This window comes from Actinomadura rubrisoli (genome assembly GCF_004349215.1).
GTDB lineage: Bacteria > Actinomycetota > Actinomycetes > Streptosporangiales > Streptosporangiaceae > Spirillospora > Spirillospora rubrisoli.
In genome coordinates this window covers 26,839-48,485 of the sequence record NZ_SMKU01000007.1, presented here as the reverse complement: position 1 = coordinate 48,485, position 21,647 = coordinate 26,839, and the positions used below count along the sequence as shown (strand labels likewise).

At 71.7% G+C, this 21,647-nt stretch carries 20 protein-coding genes; 14 read left to right on the top strand and 6 right to left on the bottom strand.

Annotated features, from left to right (window positions below; all coding sequences use genetic code 11):
- Positions 1–23 precede the first annotated feature (23 nt).
- Positions 24–665: a GntR family transcriptional regulator gene (locus E1298_RS03460; protein WP_131889267.1), complete on the top strand. Its 642-nt coding sequence runs from the start codon at positions 24–26 to the stop codon at positions 663–665.
- Positions 666–693: 28 nt separating this feature from the next.
- On the opposite strand, the gene galK is transcribed toward E1298_RS03460, so the two are convergent.
- A complete protein-coding gene (galK, locus tag E1298_RS03455) occupies positions 694–1,833 on the bottom strand; it encodes a galactokinase (protein ID WP_131889266.1) in 1,140 nt (379 codons plus the stop codon).
- 138 nt (positions 1,834–1,971) lie between these two features.
- Between galK and E1298_RS03450 the strand changes: the two genes are divergently transcribed.
- The 6 genes from E1298_RS03450 (at position 1,972) to E1298_RS03425 (ending at position 8,279) form a co-directional block, all read left to right on the top strand.
- Positions 1,972–2,739: a DeoR/GlpR family DNA-binding transcription regulator gene (locus E1298_RS03450; protein ID WP_131889265.1), complete on the top strand. Its 768-nt coding sequence runs from the start codon at positions 1,972–1,974 to the stop codon at positions 2,737–2,739.
- 67 nt (positions 2,740–2,806) lie between these two features.
- Positions 2,807–3,901 carry a galactose-1-phosphate uridylyltransferase gene (galT, locus tag E1298_RS03445; protein ID WP_341770589.1) on the top strand — a complete coding sequence of 365 codons (1,095 nt, stop codon included), beginning with the start codon at positions 2,807–2,809 and terminating at the stop codon, positions 3,899–3,901.
- Positions 3,902–4,149: 248 nt separating this feature from the next.
- Entirely contained in the window at positions 4,150–5,241 is a 1,092-nt protein-coding gene (locus E1298_RS03440) for a PucR family transcriptional regulator (RefSeq protein ID WP_131889264.1), read from the top strand.
- Between the two features lie 112 nt (positions 5,242–5,353).
- Positions 5,354–6,532 carry an acyl-CoA dehydrogenase family protein gene (locus E1298_RS03435; protein ID WP_165975276.1) on the top strand — a complete coding sequence of 393 codons (1,179 nt, stop codon included), beginning with the start codon at positions 5,354–5,356 and terminating at the stop codon, positions 6,530–6,532.
- Between the two features lie 13 nt (positions 6,533–6,545).
- Entirely contained in the window at positions 6,546–7,037 is a 492-nt protein-coding gene (locus E1298_RS03430) for a flavin reductase family protein (RefSeq protein WP_131889262.1), read from the top strand.
- Between the two features lie 246 nt (positions 7,038–7,283).
- A complete protein-coding gene (locus tag E1298_RS03425) occupies positions 7,284–8,279 on the top strand; it encodes a terpene synthase family protein (RefSeq protein WP_131889261.1) in 996 nt (331 codons plus the stop codon).
- Positions 8,280–8,345: 66 nt separating this feature from the next.
- Here the strand turns inward: E1298_RS03425 and E1298_RS03420 are convergent, their stop codons facing one another.
- Both E1298_RS03420 and E1298_RS03415 read right to left on the bottom strand, forming a co-directional pair.
- Complete coding sequence (locus E1298_RS03420) at positions 8,346–9,158, bottom strand: LLM class flavin-dependent oxidoreductase (RefSeq protein ID WP_131889260.1); 813 nt, start codon at positions 9,156–9,158, stop codon at positions 8,346–8,348.
- Between the two features lie 87 nt (positions 9,159–9,245).
- Positions 9,246–10,043 carry a VOC family protein gene (locus E1298_RS03415; protein WP_131889259.1) on the bottom strand — a complete coding sequence of 266 codons (798 nt, stop codon included), beginning with the start codon at positions 10,041–10,043 and terminating at the stop codon, positions 9,246–9,248.
- A gap of 239 nt (positions 10,044–10,282) precedes the next feature.
- Between E1298_RS03415 and E1298_RS03410 the strand changes: the two genes are divergently transcribed.
- From E1298_RS03410 to hmgA, 7 genes are all read left to right on the top strand, one after another.
- Positions 10,283–11,533, top strand: a complete 1,251-nt coding sequence (locus tag E1298_RS03410) for an acyl-CoA dehydrogenase family protein (RefSeq protein ID WP_165975275.1) — start codon at positions 10,283–10,285, stop codon at positions 11,531–11,533.
- A gap of 33 nt (positions 11,534–11,566) precedes the next feature.
- Positions 11,567–13,147: an ABC transporter substrate-binding protein gene (locus E1298_RS03405; protein ID WP_131889257.1), complete on the top strand. Its 1,581-nt coding sequence runs from the start codon at positions 11,567–11,569 to the stop codon at positions 13,145–13,147.
- A 93-nt stretch (positions 13,148–13,240) separates the two neighbouring features.
- On the top strand, positions 13,241–13,531 hold the full coding sequence (locus E1298_RS03400; protein WP_131889256.1) for a DUF1330 domain-containing protein: 291 nt from the start codon (positions 13,241–13,243) through the stop codon (positions 13,529–13,531).
- Between the two features lie 40 nt (positions 13,532–13,571).
- A complete protein-coding gene (locus E1298_RS03395) occupies positions 13,572–14,600 on the top strand; it encodes an ABC transporter permease (protein WP_207944413.1) in 1,029 nt (342 codons plus the stop codon).
- Positions 14,597–15,493 carry an ABC transporter permease gene (locus E1298_RS03390; protein ID WP_165975274.1) on the top strand — a complete coding sequence of 299 codons (897 nt, stop codon included), beginning with the start codon at positions 14,597–14,599 and terminating at the stop codon, positions 15,491–15,493. The genes E1298_RS03395 and E1298_RS03390 overlap by 4 nt, the downstream gene beginning before the upstream one ends.
- Before the next feature lie 7 nt (positions 15,494–15,500).
- Positions 15,501–17,276, top strand: a complete 1,776-nt coding sequence (locus E1298_RS03385; RefSeq protein WP_131889255.1) for an ABC transporter ATP-binding protein — start codon at positions 15,501–15,503, stop codon at positions 17,274–17,276.
- A 140-nt stretch (positions 17,277–17,416) separates the two neighbouring features.
- Entirely contained in the window at positions 17,417–18,742 is a 1,326-nt protein-coding gene (gene hmgA / locus E1298_RS03380; RefSeq protein WP_131889254.1) for a homogentisate 1,2-dioxygenase, read from the top strand.
- 43 nt (positions 18,743–18,785) lie between these two features.
- On the opposite strand, the gene E1298_RS03375 is transcribed toward hmgA, so the two are convergent.
- From E1298_RS03375 to E1298_RS03365, 3 genes are all read right to left on the bottom strand, one after another.
- A complete protein-coding gene (locus E1298_RS03375; RefSeq protein WP_131889253.1) occupies positions 18,786–19,355 on the bottom strand; it encodes a helix-turn-helix domain-containing protein in 570 nt (189 codons plus the stop codon).
- Between the two features lie 66 nt (positions 19,356–19,421).
- Positions 19,422–20,201: an SDR family NAD(P)-dependent oxidoreductase gene (locus E1298_RS03370; protein WP_131889252.1), complete on the bottom strand. Its 780-nt coding sequence runs from the start codon at positions 20,199–20,201 to the stop codon at positions 19,422–19,424.
- A 12-nt stretch (positions 20,202–20,213) separates the two neighbouring features.
- Positions 20,214–21,617 (bottom strand): NAD(P)/FAD-dependent oxidoreductase, encoded by a 1,404-nt coding sequence (locus E1298_RS03365; RefSeq protein ID WP_131889251.1) that lies wholly within the window; start codon positions 21,615–21,617, stop codon positions 20,214–20,216.
- Positions 21,618–21,647: the final 30 nt, after the last annotated feature.

Below are 21,647 nucleotides of genomic sequence, written 5' to 3'. Positions count from 1 at the left end.
CCCCCGCACGAGAGGATGACAGGATGCCGATCGACCGCCGCCCCCTCCGCGAACAGATCAAAGACGAGATCCTCGACCGGCTGGGCCAGGGCGACTTCGCAGCCGACGAGCCGATCAACGAAATGGTGCTGGCCGCCGAGCTGGGCGTGAGCCGCACCCCCCTCCGCGAGGCGCTCATCGGGCTGGAGCGCGAGGGGATCATCGTCAGCGAGCGCGGCAAGGGATTCCGCTTCGCGCCGATGAGCCCCGGGGAGTTCGACGACCTGACGACGATCGTCGCCACGCTGGAGTCGCTGGCGCTGGAGCTGACCGACCCCGACTACCTGCGCTCGGTCGCGCCGCGGCTGCTGGAGGAGGCCCGCGCGTTCTCGGTGCCCGAGGCGGAGCACGAGTTAATAGAGCGCTACGACGACGCCTGGCACGATCTGCTGCTGTCCGGCTGCCCGAACGAGCGGCTGATGGACCTGATCACCTCCCTCAAGCTCACCATGCACCGCTACGAGCGCGTCGCGGTGGGCGACTCCGAGGTGCTGGAACGCTCGGCCGAGGAGCACGAGCGGATCGCCGAGCACCTGGTCTCCATGGACATCGAGGGGGCCGTGGAGGCGCTCAAGGCCAACTGGCAGAGCGGCAAGGAAAGGATCATCGCCCGCCTCACCGGCTGACCCGCGGTCCCCGGACCACCGTGCCCGCTCATTTCAGGCGGCGGGCGCCGGGGCCCGCGACGGCGGTGAAGACCGTGGGAGAGGGATGGCCGGTGGGCGTCTCGATGACGGCGCGGGCCACCCGGTCGGCGTCCTGCGTCCGGACCAGGGCGATGACCGAGCCGCCGAAGCCGCCGCCGGTCTGGCGGGCGCCGAGCGCGCCGTGCCGTTCGGCGGTCGCGGCCACCAGGTCGGTCTCGGGGCAGGTGATCTGGAAGTCGTCGCGGATCGAGGCGTGCCCGTCGTGCAGGATGGCGCCGACCCGTTCCCAGTCGCCGGCGTCGAGCGCCTCGACGGTCGCGAGGACGCGGGCGTTCTCGGTGACGGCGTGCCGGACCAGGCGGGTCAGCACCGGGTCGGGCAGGCGGGCCGGGGCGGTGAGGTCCCGGAGGTGCTCGACGCCGAGGAGCCGGGCCGCTTCCTCGCAGCCCGCGCGCAACTCGCCGTAGGCCCCGTCGCCCAGGTCGTGCTTCACGTGGGTGTCGATGACGAGCAGGCGCGTCCCGGCGGCCTCGAAGTCCATCGGGACGTGCCGGGACGACAGGTCGCGGGTGTCGAGGAAGAGGCCGTGGCCGGCGCGGCAGGCGACGCTCGCCATCTGGTCGAGGATGCCGCAGGGGACCCCGGCGAACTCGTTCTCGGCGCGCCGCGCGATCCGGGCCAGGTCGGCCGGTGCCAGGCCGAGGCCGTACAGGTCGTCCAACGCGATGGCGACGGCGCATTCCAGGGAGGCGGAGGAGGACAGGCCGGCGCCGACCGGGACGTCGCCGTCGATGTACAGGTCCGCGCCGCTGACGGGGTGGCCTTCGAGACGCAGCGTCCAGGCGACCCCGGCGGGGTAGGCGCTCCAGCCGTGTGCTGCGGCGGGTTCCAGATCCGGGAGGCCGAGGTCGAGCAGACCGTCCTCGCTGTGTGTCGCGGAGAAGACGCGCAGCCTGCCGTCGGTTCGCGGCCGGGCGGCGACGAGGGTCGTGTGGGGGAGCGCGAGGGGGAGCACGTATCCGGCGTTGTAGTCGGTGTGCTCGCCGATCAGGTTCACCCTGCCGGGGGCGGCCCAGATGCCGTGGGGGTCCTGGTGAAAGATAGTGTTGAAACCTGTTTGCATCTCCAGCAGCCGATCGCCGGTCATGTTCGCTCCCCCTAGCCGAGACGCTCCATGCGAGCATTGACGGAGAGTTCCACCTCCTCGGCGGCGAGGTCAAGAGGTCTTGAGCTCGGAATGTGTCGAGTTATGTTGGACTATGTTGGGGTAGTGGAGGAGGGACGGATGCTCGCGCAGCAGCGCAGGCAGGAGATCGTCGACCTGGTCAACGGGCACGGCTCGGTGCGCGTCGCGGATCTGGTCGGCCGGTTCGGGGTGTCCGACATGACGATCCGCCGCGACCTTGAGGCGCTGGCCGAACGCTCGCTGGTGGTGAAGGTGCACGGCGGAGCGACCCGGGCGGGCCCGCCCTCGGCGGAGGAGCCCGGCTTCGAGGTCAAGCTGGCGGTCGGCCAGGCCGAGAAGGAGGCGATCGCCGCCCACGCGGTCTCGCTGGTCCAGCCCGGTGCCACGATCGCGATCTCCGCGGGCACGACCACCTGGACGCTGGCCCATCGGCTCATCGAGGTCCCCCGGCTGACCGTGGTCACCAACTCGATGAGGGTGGCCGACGTGTTCCACGGCAGGGGCCGGGCCGATCAGACGGTGGTCCTGACGGGCGGCATCCGCACCCCGTCCGACGCGCTCGTCGGGCCCATCGCGGTGGCCGCCATCAAATCTCTCAACGTCGACCTGCTGCTGCTGGGCGTGCACGGGATGAGCCTGCACGCGGGATTCACGACTCCGAACCTGATGGAGGCCGAGACCGACCGCGCGCTGGTCGCGGCCGCCCGCCGCCGGATCGTGCTCGCGGACCACACCAAGTGGGAGGTCGTGGGCATCAGCACGATCGCCGACCTGAGGGACGCGGACGTCCTCGTCACCGACAGCGGCCTGAGCGAGGCCGCACGGGAGGACCTCGCCGCCCACGTGGGCGCCCTCGTCGTCGTGTGACCCGCGCGAGGTATCGGACTTGTTGGTTTATGTTGAGAGTGATACAACACAATCAAACATGGACGAGATGGCGCCTTCGACGGGCAGGGGACTCATGCTGGACGACCAGGATCTCCGATCGCTGCCACAGGCCCCCCTGTACCGGACCTCGGGGACGCTCGCCGACGGGCGGGCGATCCACTACTACGACGACGGGCCGGGGCACGACCGGCGGGCCGCCGACGAGCGCGACCTCGCGGCCTTCACACCGGCCGCCGAACTGCGGATCGACCCCCTGACAAGGCAGCCCGTCCTGATCGCGGCGCACAGGCAGACCAGGACCGCCGGCTCGGCCGGCGGCCGCTGCCCGCTGTGCCCGTCCCGTCCGGGGCACCCGTCGGAGATCCCCGCCGACGACTACCACGTCGCGGTGTTCGACAACCGGTTCCCCTCCCTCGGCGGCGCGGTCGGCGGACGCACCGAGGTGGTCTGCTTCTCCGCCGGCCACGACCAGTCCGTCGCCGCGCTGCCGCGGCAGCGGCTGGAGACGATCGGGCGGGCATGGGCCGACCGCACCGCGCGGCTGTCGGAGCTGCCCGGCGTGCAGAGCGTGTTCGTGTTCGAGAACCGCGGCGCCGAGGTCGGAGCCACGCTCTCCCACCCGCACGGTCAGATCTACGCCTATCCCTACCTTCCGCCCGTCCAGGCCGCCGTGGTGCGGGCGGCCCGCGATCATCGCGTGCGGCACGGCGGCTGCCTGCTGTGCGCGGTCGTCGAACGCGAGGCCGCGGGGCCGCGCGTCGTGTCAGGTACCGGCCGCTTCCTCGCCTACGTCCCCGAAGCGGCGCGCTGGCCCTACGAGGTGCACATCGCGCCCCGCCGCTGCGCAGCCGACCTGACCGCCCTCGCCGACGACGAACGCGACGAACTGATGGCCCTGTACGGCGATCTCCTGCGCCGCTTCGACGGGCTCTTCGACGACCCCACCCCGTACATGGCGTGCTGGCATCAGACGCCCCTCCACCACCGCGACGTCCACGCCCACTTCTACGGCCAGCTGTTCACCATCCGCCGCGACGTCGACAAGCTCAAATACCTCGCCTCCAGCGAATCCGGCGCAGGAGCGTTCATCAACGACATCACCCCCGAAGCAGCCGCGCACCGACTCCGCCAGTCCGGCTGACACCCGGCATGAGGCGCTCTGGTCGCTCAGTCCTGTGCGTGGAGACAGCCTTGTAGGGACGATTCTGGGTCGGTGCACTAGACACGGGTGTTTCGTCTTGGGCACGGTGATGATGGCGCCTCCTAGCCCGATCCGTGTTCGACCCGATCCAGGGAGGGTTCGCGTTGGCGATTCCCCAGGTCGTTCCGTCACTGCCAAGCGATCTTCCGCCACGGGAACCCGGCGCCGCGGGCGCGTACGGCGACCCGGTGGACCTGCAGCGCGAGCTGGTGGAGTGCCTGACCCTCGGCCAGGGGATGGACGCGCTGGTCGCCCTGCTCCGCCGCCGCCTGGACGCTCCGGCCGCTTTCATCGACCTCCGGGGGAGCGTGCTGGCGCAGGCCCCCCGCCGCGCGGTCTGGCCCGTCGAGGCCCTGTGCGTCTGGCAGCCGGACGGCGGTGCCGCGGTCGACGGGCTCACGGTCGTTCCGGTCGAGCTGGAGGGCGATGTCGTCGCGCTCCTCTGCACGGCGACCGGACCCGGCTGCCTGCCGCTCCTGGGGTTCGCGGCCAATGTCGCGGCGCTTGAGCTCGGACGGCTGCACGCCATCCTGTCCGGGCGCCGCGAGCTGGCCGCCCAGCTCTTCCACGACATCATCACGGCGGCCATTCCGGACTGGGACTCCGAGCGCCGGCTGCGCGGCTTCGGGGTCGACACCGGGCAGGCGAACCACGTGATCCTCGGCGCCGCGGACTGCTCGCCGAAGCGGCTGCAGAAGTTCCCCTGGAACCTGCACGCGCTGCTCGCCCAGCGCAACGAGCCCTACGTGCGGGCGTCCGTGCAAGGCCGGCTCATGCTCCTCGTGCCGGAGGGGGAGGAGATGGAGCGGATCGCCCGGCTCACGCTGGGGCATCTCGCGCAGCTCGGCCCCAACGCCCGGGTCGGGGTGAGCGGTGCGCACCCGGGCGTCAGCGGCGTCCGGCTCGGCTACTACGAGGCCCAGGACGCGCTGCAGCGCGGCCCGGGGATCAACCATCGGGAGCAGATCAACCTCGGTGCCGCGCTCCTGTGCGCCAACCTCGACCTGCCGATGTACGAGCTGGCCGCGATGGCGATGCAGCCGCTTCTGGACTACGACGAGCAGCACGGCGGCCAGCTCGTCGATACGCTGCACGCCTATTTCAGCCATGACTGCGCGACCGGCCCGGCGGCCGAGGAACTGTTCATCCACCGCAACACGATGCGTTACCGGCTGAGCCTCATCGAGCGCATCACGGGCCGGGACCTGTCGTCCTTCGGCGACCGGATCCACTTCTGGCTCGCCACGACCGCCCTGCGGCAGGGCCGCCGCCCGCAGTAGGGCACGGTGACAGGCCGCCCCGGGCAAGACTGTGGGGCGGCACATGGCCGCTCCGCCGCGATCTCGCGATTCTGCTGGTACCCGCAAGACACCAGACACCGAGGAGCGGTTGATGAGCAGCGGCACGGTTCGTCCGGTCACATTGGAGACCGCGGACATCCTGGAGCGGGTCGACAAGCTCGGACCGGCCATCGGGGCCGCGGCGGACACCATCGAACGGGAGCGCCGGCTGCCGCCCGACCTGCTGGAGCGGCTGCGTGAGGCCGGGGTGTTCCGGATCGCGTTCCCGCGCGCCTGGGGCGGGCCCGAGATGCGGCTTGAGGACCAGATCCGCATGATCGAGTCCATCGCCCGGCACGACGCCTCGGCCGGGTGGGCGGTGCAGATCCTCGCCGACAGCGGCTTCTACGCGGGCCAGTTGCCGGACGACGTCGCGCGGGAGATCTTCCCGACCATCGACCTGGCGACCGCGGGGGCCTGGATCCCGCCGGCGCGGGCGGTGCCGGTCCCGGGCGGCTACCGGCTGACCGGAAGGTGGCCGTTCGGGAGCGGGGTGCGCAACGCCGACCGGGTGCTGTGCGGCGCGTTCGTCTACGTGGACGGCGAGCCGGTCCGCGACGCCGACGGGGAGATCCGCGAGCATCTGGCGTTCCTGCCCATCGAGCAGGTCACCCTGCACGACACGTGGCACACGACGGGGCTGGCGGGCAGCGGCAGCACCGACTACTCGGTGGACGACGTCTTCGTCCCCGAGGAGCACCTGTTCACCCTGCGCTACGAGGGCCGCGAGGGGCTGCCCCCGCTGACCCGCAGCGCCGACGTGCTGGCCTTGAACGGGCTCGGCGTCGCCCTCGGCCTGACCCGGCACGTCCTGGACGATCTGCTCGACCTGGCGCGGACCAAGGTGGGGACGGACGGAAGGCCGATCCGCGAGGAGTACCGGGTGCTGGCGGGCTACGCCGAGGCCGAGGCGCGCTTGCAGGCGGCGCACGCGTACGTCTACGAGGTGGCCGGGGAGTTCTCCGACACGCTCTGGGCGGGCGGCGTGCTCACCCCCGCCCAGCGGGCCCGGGGGGTGATGGCGGGCGTGCTGACGGCCGACCTGTGCCGCGACGCGGTGCTGCAGGCGCTGGAGCTGGTCGGCTCGAAGGCGGTGTTCTCCAGCGGCCCGTTCGACCGGCCGCTGCGCGACCTGATGACGATCTCCCGGCACATCATGCACCAGCGGAAGTCCTACGAGCAGGCCGGCAAGCTGCTCGTCCAGGGCGCGGCCCGGCACGTCTTCGCCTGAGGGAGAGTCCGTCATGTCGATCGAGACCGCCCACTTCCGGCACGTGCTCGGGCACGTGCCGACCGGCGTCGCCGTGATCACGGCCGTCGCGTCCACCGGGCCCGCGGGGTTCGTGGTCGGGACCCTCACCTCGGTGTCGCTGCGGCCGCCGCTGGTGTCGTTCTGCGCGGACGTGGGCTCGCGGGCGTGGTCGGCGATGCGGGACGGGACGCACTTCGGCGTCAACGTGCTCGCCGCCGACCAGAGCGGGCTGTGCGGACGGTTCGCCCGTCCGCCCGCCGAGCGGTTCGACGGTGTGGGGTGGTCCCCCTGCGCGCACGGGCTGCCGCGCCTGGACGGAGCGCTGGCCTGGCTGTGCTGCGCGCGCTTCTCGGTGCAACCGGCGGGCGACCACGACCTGGTCCTCGCACTGGTCGAGGAGCTGGAGGTCCTTCGGCAGGCCGACCCGCTGGTGTTCCACCGGGGTTCCTACTCCCGCCCGGCCATGCTCTCCAGAGCCACCTGACCCCCCGAGGAGGGCCGACCCGACGAGGCCGCCCCTATAAACGGCAAGCTCAGAGGGTGTCTTCAATCCCTTGAATACAAGGCCGTGATCTTGCCGGTCCCTGCCATGTCGCTTCCACCGGTGGGGAGGAAAGCGCGACAGGGGCTCCAAAGCGCGACAGTTCCGGGGGCGGTCCGGTGTTAGCGGGTTGGATCGGGTGGTGATGACGACGGGTATGGCGGTTCAGTCCCTTGGAGAGGTCAAGCGATGAACGTCCCCATCGAGCTTGCTGAGATCGAGCCTCCTAGGTTTGAGTTCCCGTGGCCGAGCGCCTGCCACCCCCAGGCCCTCGCCGTCGACGAACAGATGATCGCCTGGGGGAGAGCGCACGACCTCATTCCCGATGAGGTCTATCTAGAGCGTGTGATCCGGACCCGGTACGGATATCTGGCGGCGCGCTGCTACCCGCACGCCGACACCGAATTGCTGCAGATCATCGCCGACTACTTCCTGTGGTTCTTCCTGGCTGACGACCTGTTCGTCGACCGCGTCCAGACCGTCACCCCAGACACGCTGACGAACCTTACAGCGATGATCGACGTTCTCGACTACGACCGCTCCCGACCGCTCCCGGTCTATGGCGAGTCGGCATGGCTGGATGTATGCCGGCGGCTGCGCGCTCGATTGTCGGCCGAGCAGTTCGAGCGATTCGCCACCGGCATACGGCTCTGGGCGAGCACGGCGGGACTTCAAATGCTCGACCATCTCCAGCGGCGTCCGATCGCCATGGGTGACTATGAGACGATCCGCCGCTACGCCAGCGGCATGACCCCGAGCCTGGCGCTGCCGGACGCGGCCAACCAGGCCCACCTCACCGCCGAGGAGTATCACCACCCGACCCTCCATCGACTGCGCATGCACACCAACAACGTGGTGTGCTGGTCCAACGACATCCATAGCCTCCAGGTAGAGGCACGTCAGCCCGGGCAGTTCCGCAACATGGTCACTCTCTACGCCGCTCAAGGCCAAACCCTGCGGGAAGCCGTCGACACGACCGCCGGGCGGGTCCGTGTGGAGATCGACGCTTTCCTGCGATCGGCACAGCCGGCGCAGCAGACCGCCAGTCCTGCCCTGTTCAAATACATCGAAGGACTCAAGGACTGGATGCGCGGCTACCAGGACTGGTACGACCACGACACTCAGCGCTACGCCACAGCACACGCCGAGCAGGACGCCGACGACCGCGACACTCTCACCTCCTGACGGCGCGCCAACGACCGCCCACGATTCACCGCTCCCGGGCGGAGACAAGGGTTCAAAGACACCGGTTCAGCCCAGTAGGCGCTTGCCGAGCTTGGTGACCGCTTGTGGCGAGGCCGGGGCGAACAGGACGAGCCGCTCGGCGTCCAGTTTCGCCAGCCGGTCCCAGACCGGCGCGCCCGGACCCCAGCGGGGGTCGTCGATCGGATCGTGCGGGCCGGTGTGCGCCACCACCCGGAATCCTCCGGTCCGTCCGGCGTCCGAGAAGGCCGCGCGCGCGACCTCCAGGAGCTCCTCAACGGGCCGGGCGTGGTCGCCGAACCCGTCGAGCGGGCAGGCGATGCCGTCGGCGACCTGCCCCGCGAGGGCCGCCGTCTTCGGTCCGAACGCGCCGACGATGATCGGCGGCGGCGGTTCCGGCCGCAGGAGGCCGTGCCCCTCCAGGGTCCACACCCGCCGGAGTTCGGAGATCCATGCGGCCGTCCCGGCGCGGCGCCGCGGATCGGGCGGGGGCGTCCGGCCGAGCGAGAACTGCTCGCGGGCGAAGGGGCTGCGCCGCCCGGTGCCCGAACCGATCCCCAGCCAGAGCCGCCCGCCCGACAGGTCCTGGAGGGACGCCGCCGCGACAGCGGTGGTCCCCGCGTCGCGGTTGGCGTAGTTGAGGACCATGGAGCCGATGTCCACCCGTTCGGTCCGCGCGGCTGCGGCACTCATCATCGTCCAGCACTCCTGGTTCCAGGCGTCCGGCCCGACGAAGGCCGCCCCGAGCTGGTCGGCGAAGGTGACGGCCGCGAACCCGGCCTGTTCGGCGGCGACGGCGGCGTCGACGACGTCCCGGGCCCGGGCGCGCTCGCCCGCGATGCAAAGGTCGATCTTGGTCATGCGACCCGAGTGTCGCAAGCCGGGCCGGGCCCCGCCATGGGCCCGTGACCAGCGGGCCGAGCGAAGGCTGTTCCGGGGGACAGTGTCTCAGCGGCGCCCGGGCTCGCCGGGGTCGCGGACGTCGCGCGGCCGGCCGGCGTCTCGCAGGTGCTCGTCGGACAGGCCGAACAGCGCGCCGTTCGGATCGGCCAGCAGCGCGTACCGGTCGAAGGGTGAGGAGTCCGGCGGGATCCGCATCAGGCCGCCGAGCTCGACCGCTCGCATCGCCTCCGCGTCGACGTCGTCCACGTGGAAGTAGGGCACCCAGTGCGGTGCGATCGGGCTCGGGTGGAACTCCCGGACGTCCAGCATCCCGCCCAGGGTGAGGCCGTCGGGCGCGGACAGGGACCGGAAGTCGAAGATGTCGTCCTTGACGGGCTGGATCCGCGCGCCGAGCACGGCCGAGTAGAAGCGCTCGGCCAGCGGCAGGTCGTCGGTGGCGAGCTCGTAGTGGAAGGGGCCCTCCGCCCCGCGCACCGGGCTCCGGTCCGACTCGACCAGCCCGAACACGGCTCCCCGCGGATCGGTCACCAGCGCGCCGGGACGGCCGTCGAGGCTCACCGGCCGGGCCACCTGGGGCGCCCACGGCGACGCCGCCTCCAGCGCCGGGCCCAGCGCCGGGACGCCGAAGCACACCGTCCAGCGGTCGGTGGGCGCACCGGCGACGGCGGGCGCGCCCACGTCGAGGATCTCGCCGAATCCGTCACCGCCGGGTCGCGCCGCCCTCAGCCCCCGGTCCCCGGTCTCCTCGAACGACCAGTCCAGGAGCGCCCGGTAGAACGAGGCGGCCGCGGACGGTTCCGACGATACGAGAACCAGCCAGGCAGGACCGGTCGAAGGCTTCATACGCACCGTTCATGGACAGGGGCTTGCGGAAAGGGGAGCGGGACGGGGCGCCCCCCAAGCCCGCGGACCGCACCCTCCTTCCGCACTGTAGCGGCACGGCGCCGGGAGGCGTGCTGTGCCGCCGCCCAACCGGTCCCCGCAAGGCTGGTCGGGCGCACATGGCCTGGTCATCGCCTCGCGATGCACGATTCACCACACATTCGGCCCCACCTCGATGAGGCCCTCGGGAAGGACGTGTGGTGACCAGAGCACCGATCCGCTCAACGGCCGGCCGCGGCGACGTCGGTCCCGGTGAGCCGCCCGGGCTCGCCGCTCTGCTGGCGCGGGCCGCCGAGCTGCGCCCGGTGCTGCGCGCCGAGCAGCAGGCCACCGAGGAACGCGGAACCTACTCGCCCGAGACGCACGACGCGTTCTGGGAAGCGGGCTTCTACCGGATCCTCCAGCCCCGGCGGTTCGGCGGCCTGGAGCTCGGCGTCCCCGCGTTCTACCGGCTGATCGCCGAAGTGGCGCGCGGATGCCCGTCGACCGCGTGGTGCCTGTGCCTCGGCGCCGGGCACGCCCTCCAGGTCGGCTCCTACTTCTCCGAGCGCGCCCAGCGGGAGATCTTCGGCCTGCTCGGCCAGCTCGTGAGCCCTGCCAGCGGCCACGGGCAGAACACCGCGATCGAGCGCGTGCCGGGCGGCTACGAGGTCTCCGGCAAGTGGCGGTACTGCTCGGGCGTCCCCTACTCCACCCACTTCATGGGGTTCGGCACCTTTCCCGGCGTCGAGCCGGACGCGCCCGACCGCTTCTGCTGGTTCGTGGTGCCCGGCGGCGGCTACACGATCCTGGACGACTGGGGCGGCATCATCGGCATGAAGGGCAGCGGCTCCAACAGCGTCGTCCTGGACGGCGCGTTCGTCCCCGACCACTTCGCCGTGGACTGCACCTGGTTCGGGGCGTCCGACGGACCCACGGCCGGTTCGGCGCTCCACGGCAACCCCGTCTACGGCGGCACCTTCGAGGGCTTCGCCGAGGGCGAGATCGCCGCGGTCACGGCCGGCACCGCGATGGCCGCCGTCGACGAGTACGTCCGGATCATCACCACCTCGAACGTCCCGCACCACGACGAGCCCGTCCTGCGCGCCGACCACCCCGACTACCAGCGCTGGCTCGGGATGGGGCTGGCCTGGGCCGACGCCGCCGCGGCGATCTCGGTCCGGGGCGGCCAGCTCTACGAGGAGTACGCGCGCCTCTCGGTCGAGGGGATCGAGCCCTTCGGCCTGGACAAGAGCGCCCGCCTCAACGACATGTACTTCGCCTCCGAGCAGCTCGCCTACGACACGGTCGAGCTCTTCCTCCGCAACGCCAGTTCCAGCGCCGTCGCCGACGGGCAGGCGATGCAGCGCTACTTCCGCGACATGGTCGCCGCCTGCACCCGCGCCGACCAGCTGGAACGGATGGCCGCCGCCGCGGCGGGCGCCTACCTCCGCTCCCTCCCCGCGACCTGACCCGATCCGCCTCTCTCCACCCCGGAGGTGCTCATGAACGACCGGCTTGCGGGCCAGGACGGCCCGGGACGCCGCGACGTGCTCCGCGCGATCGGCCTCGGCGGCGCGGCGATGACCGCGGCACCGCTACTGGCCGCCTGCTCGGGGGGCTCCACGGCGGCCTCGGCCCGTCCGACCGGGAAACCCGTCAAAGGCGGCCGGCTCCGGCTCGGCTTCTCCGGCGGCGGCGCCTCGTCCAGCACCGACGCCCACGTCCAGGTCGACACCATGTCGGGGGTCGTCTCCGCGGCGGTCTACGAGGGGCTCACCTTCGTCGATCCGGACTTCAAGCTCACCAGGCAGCTCGCCGAGAGCATCGAGCACAACGCCAAGGGCGACCAATGGACGATCCGGGTCAAGCAGGGCGTGGAGTTCCACAACGGCAAGACGCTCGCCGCCGAGGACGTCATCCACAGCTTCGAGCGGATGCTGGACCCCAAGACGCACGCCACGGGCGCGGGCCAGATCGGCATGGTCGCGTCGATGCGGAAGGTGGACGAGCGGACCGTCCGGTTCACCCTGGCCCGGCCGACCGCCTGGTTCGACCAGGCCATCGGCGACGGCCAGGCGTTCGGCATCGTCCCGGTGGGCTTCGACCCGAAGAAGCCGGTGGGCACCGGCCCGTTCAAGTGCACCGGCTTCACCGCCGGCGTCAGCGCGACGTTCGAACGCCATCCCCACTACCACGGGGACGCGGCGTTCCTCGACGGGGTCACGGCCACCCTGCTGGCCAGCGACAGCGCCCGCTACAACGCGCTGGTCTCCGGGCAGATGGACGCGGTCATCGGGCTGACGGCCTCGCAGGTCGCGCAGGCCAAGAACCGCTCCGACCTCGTCATCTTCAATTCGGAGGCCGGGTTCTTCTTCCCGATCACCATGCGGGTGGACTCCGGGCCCCTCGCGGACGTGCGGCTGCGCCAGGCGCTGCGGCTCTGCCTCGACCGCAAGCAGGTCGTCCTCTCCGCCTACGGCGGATACGCCCAGGTCGGCAACGACCTCTACGGCCGCTACGACCCGGACCTGGCGACCGACCTGGTCCGCACCACCGACATGGCCAAGGCCAGGGCGCTGGTGCAGGAGGCGGGCAAGCAGGGCGCGAACCTCACCCTCAACACCTGCGACCTCGGCCCGGGGCTCGTCGCCACCTGCCAGGTCCTCGCCGAGAACGCCGCGAAGATCGGGCTGAACGTCAAGGTCAACGTGGTGGACCCCGCGACCCTGTTCGGCCCCAACTACCTGCAGTGGGACTTCGCGGTCGACACCTACCCCGCGTCCGCCATCCTCACCACCTCCTCCCTGAACGACGGCCCGCGGGCCAGCATCAACGAGACCCACTTCAAAGACCCCGAATACGCCGCCCTCTGGGACAAGGCGTCGGCCGAGTTCGACCCGGCCAAGCGCAAGGAGTACCTGCACGAGATGCAGCGGATCCTCTTCGAGCGGGGCGGCTGGATCGTGGCCGTCCACCCGAACACGCTCGGCGCCTACAGCAAGAAGCTTGCCGGCTTCCCCGAGAGGGACCTGACCGGCTTCGGGATGACGCGCGGCCTCGGCAAGGTCGGCTTCACCGCCTGACCCTTCACCGCCTGACCCGGGACGCGCCGTCGCATCCGAGAACCCTCACCGGCACCGGGGAGTCCGGTCGCCGATCAACAGACAGGAGTCTTCATGTCCGTCATGGTCACCATCACCTTCCCCATGGCCTCCGACGAGGCCGACCGGATCGTCGGCGAGAACCCGCACCTGCTCGGAGCCGTCCGCCCGCTCCTGGAGAAGCACGGCGGCCGGTTCCTGTTCCGCCTGCTCGGGGACGGCGAGTTCACCGACTACGACGAGTACCCCAGCCGCGAGGCGTACGCGGCGTTCAAGGCCGAGGCGCAGCCCGCGATCGACGCGTTCGAGGCGGCCCTCGGCGTGTCGTCCACCGACGAGGTCCGGGACGTCGTGCGGCTCGGCTGACCGCCGCCGCGGCAACGACCGGAACAGCAAGGAGGGCAGCATGAGCAACGATACGGCGGTCGGTGCGGCGAGCACCCCCGCCGCGGCCGGCCGGCCCGCCGACCGGCCCCGATGGCGCGGGCGGCACCTGTGGCTGCTCCGGCGCCTCGCCTTCGGGGTGCTGACCCTGGTCGCCGTCTCCATGGTCGTGTTCCTGGCGACCAACCTGCTGCCGGGCGACGCGGCCCGGGCCGTGCTCGGCCCGACCGCGTCGCCGGCGCAGGTGGCGGCGCTGCGCGCGGAACTCGGCCTGGACGAGTCGGTCGTCACGCAGTACCTGCACTGGTCGGGCCGGCTGCTCAGCCTCGATCTCGGCCGGTCGCTCGCGGGCAGCGAACCGGTCTCCTCGACCGTCGGCTGGCGGGCGGGGAACTCGCTGACGCTGCTCGCGGTCTCGGCGCTGGTGTCGGTGCCGCTGTCGATCGCGGTGGGCGCGGCGGCCGCGCTCCGCCCCCGGGGCGTCCTCGACGGCATCGTCAACGCCGTGTCGGTCACCCTCGCGGGCATGCCCGAGTTCGTCACCGCGCTGGTGCTGGTCATGCTGTTCTCCACCACCGTCCTGCCGGTGCTGCCGGCCGTGTCGCTCGTCGAACCCGGCAGCACCGCCCTGGCCGTGCCGGACGTCCTGGTCCTGCCGGTCGCCACGCTGACCCTGGCCGTCGTGCCCTACCTGGCACGCCTGGTCCGCGCGTCGCTCATCGAGGCGCTCGACTCCGACTACGTCATGATGGCGCGGCTCAAGGGGCTCAGCCCCCGCGTCGTGCTGCTCCGGCACGCGCTGCGCAACGGCCTGGTCCCCGCCATCCAGGGCACCGCGCTCTCCCTCGCCTACCTGCTCGGCGGCGTCGTGATCGTCGAGTACGTCTTCCAGTACCCGGGCCTCGGCAGCCAGCTGCAGACCGCCGTCAACCAGCGCGACCTGCCGGTCATCCAGGCGATCGTGCTGCTGTTCGCCGCCTGCTACGTGCTGTTCAACCTCATCGCCGACGTCCTGACCGCCTACCTCACGCCGAGATTGAGGACGCAGTGACCACGCGGACAACGGACCCCGCGTCCGGCTTCACGATCGCTTCCAAGGTCAGGGGACGGCACGCCAAGCGGCGGCGCCTGCTGGCCTCCAGACGGGCCCGGGTGGGCCTGGCGCTCTCCCTCTTCATCGTGGTGCTCGCCTTCGCGGGACCCCTGGTGATGCCGCACAGCCCGAGCGAGTTCGTGGGCGCGCCCTTCACCGGGCCGTCCGGGAAGGCTCCGCTCGGCACCGACCAGCTCGGCCGGGACGTCCTCTCGCGGGTGCTGGGCGGCGGCAGGCTGCTGGTCTGGATGTCGCTCGCCTCCGCCGCGCTCGGCATGCTGCTGGGCACCGGCGCCGGCCTGGTCGCCGGGTACGCCGGCGGCTGGCTCGACGAGCTGATCATGAGGGTCGGGGACGTCGTGCTGGCCCTGCCGGTCATCGTCTTCGCCATGCTGTTCGTGTCGCTGCTGGGGATGCGGCTGTGGCTGCTCGTGCTGCTCATCGGCGTCGCGCACGCCCCGCAGGTCGCGCGGGTCACCCGCGGGGTCACCGCCGAGGTCGCCCGGCGCGAGTTCATCGGCTCCGCCGAGGCGCTGGGCCTGCCGCGGCGCCGGATCCTGCTCGGCGAGATCCTGCCGAACATCTTCACGCCGCTGACCGTGGAGTTCGGGCTCCGCGTCGTCTGGTCGATCGCCGCGGTCGCCGGGCTCAGCGTGCTCGGCGCGGGGATCCGGCCGCCCACCGCCGACTGGGGACTGATGATCAACGAGGGCCGGGACGGCATGTCCGCGCAGCCGCTGGCCGTCATCGTCCCCGTCCTGTGCATCGCGATCTTCGCCTTCGGCGTCAACCTGATCGCGGAAGGCATGTCCCGCTCGGTGGCGGGGCTGGACCGCGGGAACGGAGCGTGATCCGCCCATGACCGGCGACGACAGGGCGGCCGCGGTCCGCGACCTGAGGGTGGAGGTCTCCGCCGACCACGACATCGTGGACGAGATCACGCTCGCGCTCCGGCCGGGGGAGATCGTCGGGCTGGTCGGCGAGTCCGGCTCCGGCAAGACGACGGTCGGCATGGCGCTGCTCGGCTACGCCCGGCGCGGCGCGCGGATCGCCGGCGGGAGCGTCGAGGTGGCGGGGACCGACCTGCTGCCGCTCGGAGACCAGGGGCGCCGGGCGCTCCGCGGCCGGACCGTGGCCTACGTCCCGCAGGATCCCGCCGCCGCGCTCAACCCCGCGCTCAGCGTGGCCCGCCAGCTCGGCGAGGTCATCGAGGCGCACGAGCCCGGGACGTCCAGGGCCGAGACCCGCTCCCGGATCCGGGCCGTGCTGGAGGAGGTCGGCCTGCCGTCCGAGGCCGCCTTCCAGGCCCGGTACCCGCACCAGCTGTCGGGCGGGCAGCAGCAGCGCGTCGGGATCGCCATGGCGGTGATCCTCACGCCGGCCGTCCTCGTCCTCGACGAGCCGACGACCGGGCTGGACGTGACGACGCAGACCCGCGTCCTCGCCATGGTCCGCCGGTTGTGCGACGCGCACTCCATCGCCGCGCTCTACGTCACCCATGACCTGTCGCTGGTGGCCGACATCGCCGACCGGGTGCTGGTCATGTACGCGGGACGGATCGTCGAGTCCGGCCCGGTGCGCGAGGTCTTCGCCGATCCCGCCCACCCCTACACGCAGGCGCTGCTGGGCTCGGTGCCCGATGTCCGCGCCCGTACCGTCCTCGCCACCATCCCCGGCACCACCGCGCCGCCGGGGCGCCGGCCCGGCGGCTGCTCGTTCCATCCCCGGTGCCCGATCGCCGTCGACGCCTGCGCCTCGGGTGAACCGCCCGCGGCGGTGCCCGTCGGCGGGCGCGAGGTCCGCTGCACCCGCGTACGGGAACGCCGGCGGGTCGTCGCACGGATCGTCCAGGAGATACCGCCGCCGCCGGACGGACCGGCGGTCCTGCGGGTCACGGACCTGCGGGCGGGCTACCGGCACCGGCAGGTGCTCTTCGACGTCTCCTTCGAGCTGCGGGCGGCCGAGTGCCTGGCCGTGGTCGGCGAGTCGGGATCGGGCAAGAGCACGCTGTCCCGCTGCCTGATCGGGCTGCATCCCGAGCACCGGGGGGAGGTCCTCCTGCACGGCACTCCGCTCGCGTCCCGTGCCAGGTCCCGCCCCGCCGGCACGCGCCGCATGATGCAGTACATCTTCCAGAGCCCCTTCAACTCCCTCAACCCGCGCCGCACCGTCGGCGAGATCCTCGCGGTGGTGCACCGGATGTTCCACCGCGACGACCGCGCCGCCGTCACGGCCGCCGTCGAGCGGGCCCTGGAGCGCGTCGGCCTGACCGGGGCCACGATGACCCGCTACCCCGACGAGCTGTCGGGCGGCGAACGCCAGCGGGTCTCGATCGCCCGTGCGCTGGTCTGCCGTCCCGAGGTCCTGATCTGCGACGAGGTGACCTCCGCCCTGGACGTCTCGGTGCAGGCCGCGATCCTGGAACTGCTGCGCGGCCTCCAGCGCGACGAGGGTCTGGCCATGCTGTTCGTGACCCACGACCTGGCCGTCGTGCGCAACACCGCCGACCGCGTCCTGGTCCTCAAGGACGGCCGCGTGGTCGAACTCGACACCGTCACCAACGTGCTCGACCACCCCGCCCACCCCTACACCCAAGAGCTGGTCAAAGGCACGCGCTCGATAGAGCCGGTGTGAGCCGCCAGGGGCCGGCCGGCGTAGGAGATGCGAACCCTTCGTTGCGAATATAGGTAAGAGCCATGCCCGCGCCGTTCTGTCCGCCGCCTGGTGCCGCTCCACCAACGATCGGCGGGCACCGTCGAAAGCGAAGGACACCCATGACCAGTCTCGACACGTCCACCGGCCTCTCGACCGCGACCCGGCCCGAGTATCTCGCCGGCTTCGGCAACCAGCACGTCACGGAGGCCGTCCCGGGCGCCCTGCCGGAGGGCCGCAACAGCCCGCAGCGGGCGCCGCTGGGCCTGTACGCCGAGCAGATCAGCGGCACGGCCTTCACCGCGCCCCGGCACGACAACCGCCGCACCTGGGTCTACCGCATCCGCCCGTCCGCCAAGCACGGCCGCTACCGCCGGGTCGACGCCGGGGCCCTGCTGGCCAGCCCGATCGGCAACCCCTTCCCCGAGCCGAACCGGCTGCGGTGGGACCCCTTCGAGCTGCCGGCGGCGTCCAGGACGTTCGTGGAGTCGCTGTTCACCATCGGCGGCACGGGCGACGTCCGCTCCCACGAGGGCGTGGCCATCCACATGTACCTGGCGACAAGGTCGATGGACCGCGAGTACTTCGTCAACAGCGACGGCGAGATGCTGATGGTCCCGCAGCAAGGCCGGCTCCGCGTCGCCACCGAACTCGGCCTTCTCGACGCGGGCCCAGGCGAGATCGTGGTCGTCCCGCGCGGCATCCGGTTCAAGGTCGAGCTGCCCGACGGTGCGGCCCGCGGCTACATCCTTGAGAACTACGGCCGGCTGTTCACGCTGCCCGAGCTCGGCCCGATCGGCGCCAACGGCCTGGCCAACCACCGGGACTTCCTTTCCCCCGTCGCCGCCTTCGAGGACCGCGACGAGGACGTCGTGCTGTACCAGAAGTACCTGGGCAACCTGTGGGCCGCCGACTACGACCACTCTCCGCTGGACGTCGTCGGCTGGCACGGCAACTACGCGCCGTACAAGTACGACCTGGCCGACTTCATGGCCATCGGCACGATCTCCTTCGACCACCCGGACCCGTCGATCTTCACGGTGCTCACCTCGCCCAGCGGCAGGCCCGGCACCGCGAACGCCGACTTCGTGATCTTCCCGCCGCGCTGGCTGGTGGGCGAGGACACCTTCCGCCCGCCGTGGTTCCACCGCAACGTCATGAGCGAGTTCATGGGCCTGGTCCGCGGCGTCTACGACGCCAAGGCCGAAGGCTTCGTCCCCGGCGGCGCCAGCCTGCACACCTGCTTCACCTCGCACGGCCCCGACCGCGAGACCTACGACGTCGCCAGCACGATCGAGCTCAAGCCGCGCAAGATCGACGACACCCTCGCGTTCATGTTCGAGACCCGGCTTCCGATCATCGTCTCCGAGCAGGCCATGACGGCGCCCAACCTCCAGGACTCCTACGACGAGGTCTGGAACGGCATCGAGCGCCACTTCGGCCGCTGAGCCGGGCCGGGCCTCGCCGGGCGTCGCCGTGGCGCGCGGCGTCTCAGCCGTCGAGGAAGGCCGCGGCGCGCGGATAGGTGTGGACGATCCACACGTGGGAGTCGTCGCCGACCGCCTGCCAGCGGTGCGGGCAGTCGGCCAGGTAGGTGACGTAGTCGCCCGCAGTGGCCTCGACCTCGTGGCCGACCGGCCCGAGCCGGATCGTCCCGGTGTGGACCAGCACGTGCTCCCGCGTCCCCGCGCCGTGGGAGTGCGAGACCTCCGAGCCCCCCGCCTGGAAGGTCTGGGAGTGGATTTCGAGGGTTCCGGCGCCGATGACCTGGCTGCGCAGGATCTCGCCCTTGGCGAGGTCGTCCGACAGGTCCAGCCCCTCGCCGGGGCGGACGACGTCGACGGCCGGCGAAGGCGCCATGGTCAACAGGTCGATCACGGTGACGTCGAAGGTGTCGGCGATCGCGGTGAGGGTGTCGAGGGTGGGGTTGGTCTGGCAGCGGCTGATCTTGAACAGCGTCGCCTTGGCGATCCCGGACCGCTCGGCCAGCTGCGACAGCGAGAGCCCGTGTGTGGCGCGGAGCGCCCGGATGTTCTCGGCCAACGCCTGCAACTGGTCCACACGGACTCCCGTCTTCGTCCGGCCGGTCCGGCCCGCCGCCGGGCACGGCCGCCATTATCGCGCCCCCTACAGGTGCTTTCCGCCATCGACCATGAAGGTCGTCCCGGTCACGACCCGCATGTTCCGCACCACCCCGAGGACGGCCTCGGCGATGTCGTCGGGGTGGACCAGCACCTTCAACGGCGTGGACGCCGCCTGCGCGGCGATCGCGTCGCGCCCGCGGCCGGCCACGAAACCGGTCTCGACGGCCGCCGGCGCGACGCCGACGAACCGGATCCCGGGCCCGAGCGCGCGCCCCAGCGACATGGTCAGGTTGTCCAGGGCCGCCTTCGCCGCGCAGTACGCGATGTTGCTCCCCGAGGCGGTCGTGCCCGAGACCGAGGAGATGTTGACGACGACGGCGTCGCCGCCGGCCCGCAGGAGCGGCACGAACGCGCGGATGACGGCGAACGGGCCGCGGACGTTGATCCGGAGCATCGCGTCGAAGAGCTCGTCGGTCATCGTCTCCAGGTCGTCGTGGGCCACCTTCGCCGTCGAACCGGCCGAGTTGACCAGGACGTGGACCTCGCCGAAGCGCTCGGCGACCTGCGCCGCCGCGATCTTGAGCGCCGGAGTGTCCTCGATCGGCAGGCGGAGGGCTTGGTGGCCGTCACCCGCAAGCGTGCGGACGACCTCGTCCGCACGGTCCGGGCCGCTGTTGTAGCCGACCACCACGTGCGCGCCAGCCCGTGCGAGGGCCCGCGCGGTGGCGGCGCCGATGCCGCTGCTGGCCCCCGTCACCACGGCGACCTTGCCGTGCAAGTCGTAGGGTCCGAGGCCGCCGCTGCGCAACCGGGTCTCTGTCATGGCGCGCCCTTCTCAGCCGAGGTGACCGGTGAACCCGGCCGTGCGGTTGCCGATGGATATGAGGGCGGACGGCTTGCCGGTGCGATGCTCCTTGGCGTCTCCCAGAGCGCGCGCGGCCCAGATGACGCCGGAGCCGAGGTAGCGCAGCGGCTCCGGCTCCCATTTGCGGTTGCCCATGTTCGTCCAGGGCAAGCGGGTCATCTCGGTGTCGCGGCCGAGGATGAGGTCGCGCAGCGTCCGTCCGGCCATGTTGGAGGGTGCCAGGCCCTCGCCCACGTAGCCGCCGGCGACGGCGAGGCCGGTGGCGCGGTCCAGGCTCACGCCGGGCGCCCAGTTCTTGGTCGTCCCGAAGACGCCCTGCCAGGTGTCGACGATCTTGATGCCGTCCAGGACGGGGAACAGCTTGACGAGCTGCCCGTAGTAGTGGTCGCGGACCTTCGGCGCGGCCGGGCCGTCCGCGCTGGGCGCCGAACCCCACTTGTAGGGCACGCGCGGGTCGTCCCCGCCGATGGTGATGCGGTTGTCGCCGGTGAACTGCAGGTGGAGGAAGGGGTGCTCGGCCAGCAGCGCCTCGTGGCCGCTCCAGCGCAGCCCGGCCATCTGCTCATCGGTGAGCACCTCGGTGGCCAGCATGGAGGTGTGGATCGGGACGATGGAGCGTTCCTGCCCCTTGATCGACTCGCTGTACGCCTCGGTGGCGCGGACGACGAACGTGGCGCGGACCTTGGCCCGTGCCGTGACCGCCCGGCCCGGCTCGATGCGGATCACGGGGGAGTTCTCGTAGATCACCCCGCCCCGCCTCTCCACGGCCGCGGCCAGGCCGCGGGCGAGGCGGCCGCCGTCGACGCCGGCGCAGTGGGCGCTCCACCGCGCGCCGAGCGCCCCGTCGATGTTGATCCTTTCCAGGACCTCCGACCGGGGCAGGAAACGGGAGTCCTCGGGCCCGAAGCCGAACCGGCGGTCCTCTTCGACGCCGGCCTTGAAGCGCCTGGCCTCCAGCTCGGTGCGGGCGACCATCACCACGCCGTTGCGCGCGTAGCCGCACTCGATGCCCTCGGAGGCGACGACGTCGCCGACCTCCTTGACGGCCCGCTGGACGGCACGTTCCATGTCGATCGCGGCCTGCCGTCCGCCCCGTCCGGCCCAGAACGCCCGCGAGCCGTTGAGCTGGGCGATCACGGCGCCGCCGTTTCGGCCGGACGCGCCGTACCCCGCCACGTTGGCGTCCAGCAGGACGACCTTCATCTCCGGCGCGGACTTCAGGAGCTCCAGGGCCGTGTAGAGGCCGGTGTAGCCCGCGCCCACGATGGCCACGTCGGCCTCCTCGTCCTGGGCGAGGGCGGGGCGCTCGGGGATGGGCCCCCCGTACGCGGTCTCCATCTTGTGCCACCAGTGCGACAGGGCGGACTTGTCCATGGTCTCTCCTGAGTGAGGATTCCGCGGGCC

Coding starts and splice junctions, on each gene's coding strand:
- E1298_RS03460 (WP_131889267.1), top strand. CDS start 24: ATGCCGATCGACCGCCGCCCCCTCCGCGAACAGATCAAAGACGAGATC.
- galK (WP_131889266.1), bottom strand. CDS start 1,833: ATGACCGGCGATCGGCTGCTGGAGATGCAAACAGGTTTCAACACTATC.
- E1298_RS03450 (WP_131889265.1), top strand. CDS start 1,972: ATGCTCGCGCAGCAGCGCAGGCAGGAGATCGTCGACCTGGTCAACGGG.
- galT (WP_341770589.1), top strand. CDS start 2,807: ATGGCGCCTTCGACGGGCAGGGGACTCATGCTGGACGACCAGGATCTC.
- E1298_RS03435 (WP_165975276.1), top strand. CDS start 5,354: ATGAGCAGCGGCACGGTTCGTCCGGTCACATTGGAGACCGCGGACATC.
- E1298_RS03430 (WP_131889262.1), top strand. CDS start 6,546: ATGTCGATCGAGACCGCCCACTTCCGGCACGTGCTCGGGCACGTGCCG.
- E1298_RS03425 (WP_131889261.1), top strand. CDS start 7,284: ATGAACGTCCCCATCGAGCTTGCTGAGATCGAGCCTCCTAGGTTTGAG.
- E1298_RS03420 (WP_131889260.1), bottom strand. CDS start 9,158: ATGACCAAGATCGACCTTTGCATCGCGGGCGAGCGCGCCCGGGCCCGG.
- E1298_RS03415 (WP_131889259.1), bottom strand. CDS start 10,043: ATGAAGCCTTCGACCGGTCCTGCCTGGCTGGTTCTCGTATCGTCGGAA.
- E1298_RS03405 (WP_131889257.1), top strand. CDS start 11,567: ATGAACGACCGGCTTGCGGGCCAGGACGGCCCGGGACGCCGCGACGTG.
- E1298_RS03400 (WP_131889256.1), top strand. CDS start 13,241: ATGTCCGTCATGGTCACCATCACCTTCCCCATGGCCTCCGACGAGGCC.
- E1298_RS03395 (WP_207944413.1), top strand. CDS start 13,572: ATGAGCAACGATACGGCGGTCGGTGCGGCGAGCACCCCCGCCGCGGCC.
- E1298_RS03385 (WP_131889255.1), top strand. CDS start 15,501: ATGACCGGCGACGACAGGGCGGCCGCGGTCCGCGACCTGAGGGTGGAG.
- hmgA (WP_131889254.1), top strand. CDS start 17,417: ATGACCAGTCTCGACACGTCCACCGGCCTCTCGACCGCGACCCGGCCC.
- E1298_RS03370 (WP_131889252.1), bottom strand. CDS start 20,201: ATGACAGAGACCCGGTTGCGCAGCGGCGGCCTCGGACCCTACGACTTG.
- E1298_RS03365 (WP_131889251.1), bottom strand. CDS start 21,617: ATGGACAAGTCCGCCCTGTCGCACTGGTGGCACAAGATGGAGACCGCG.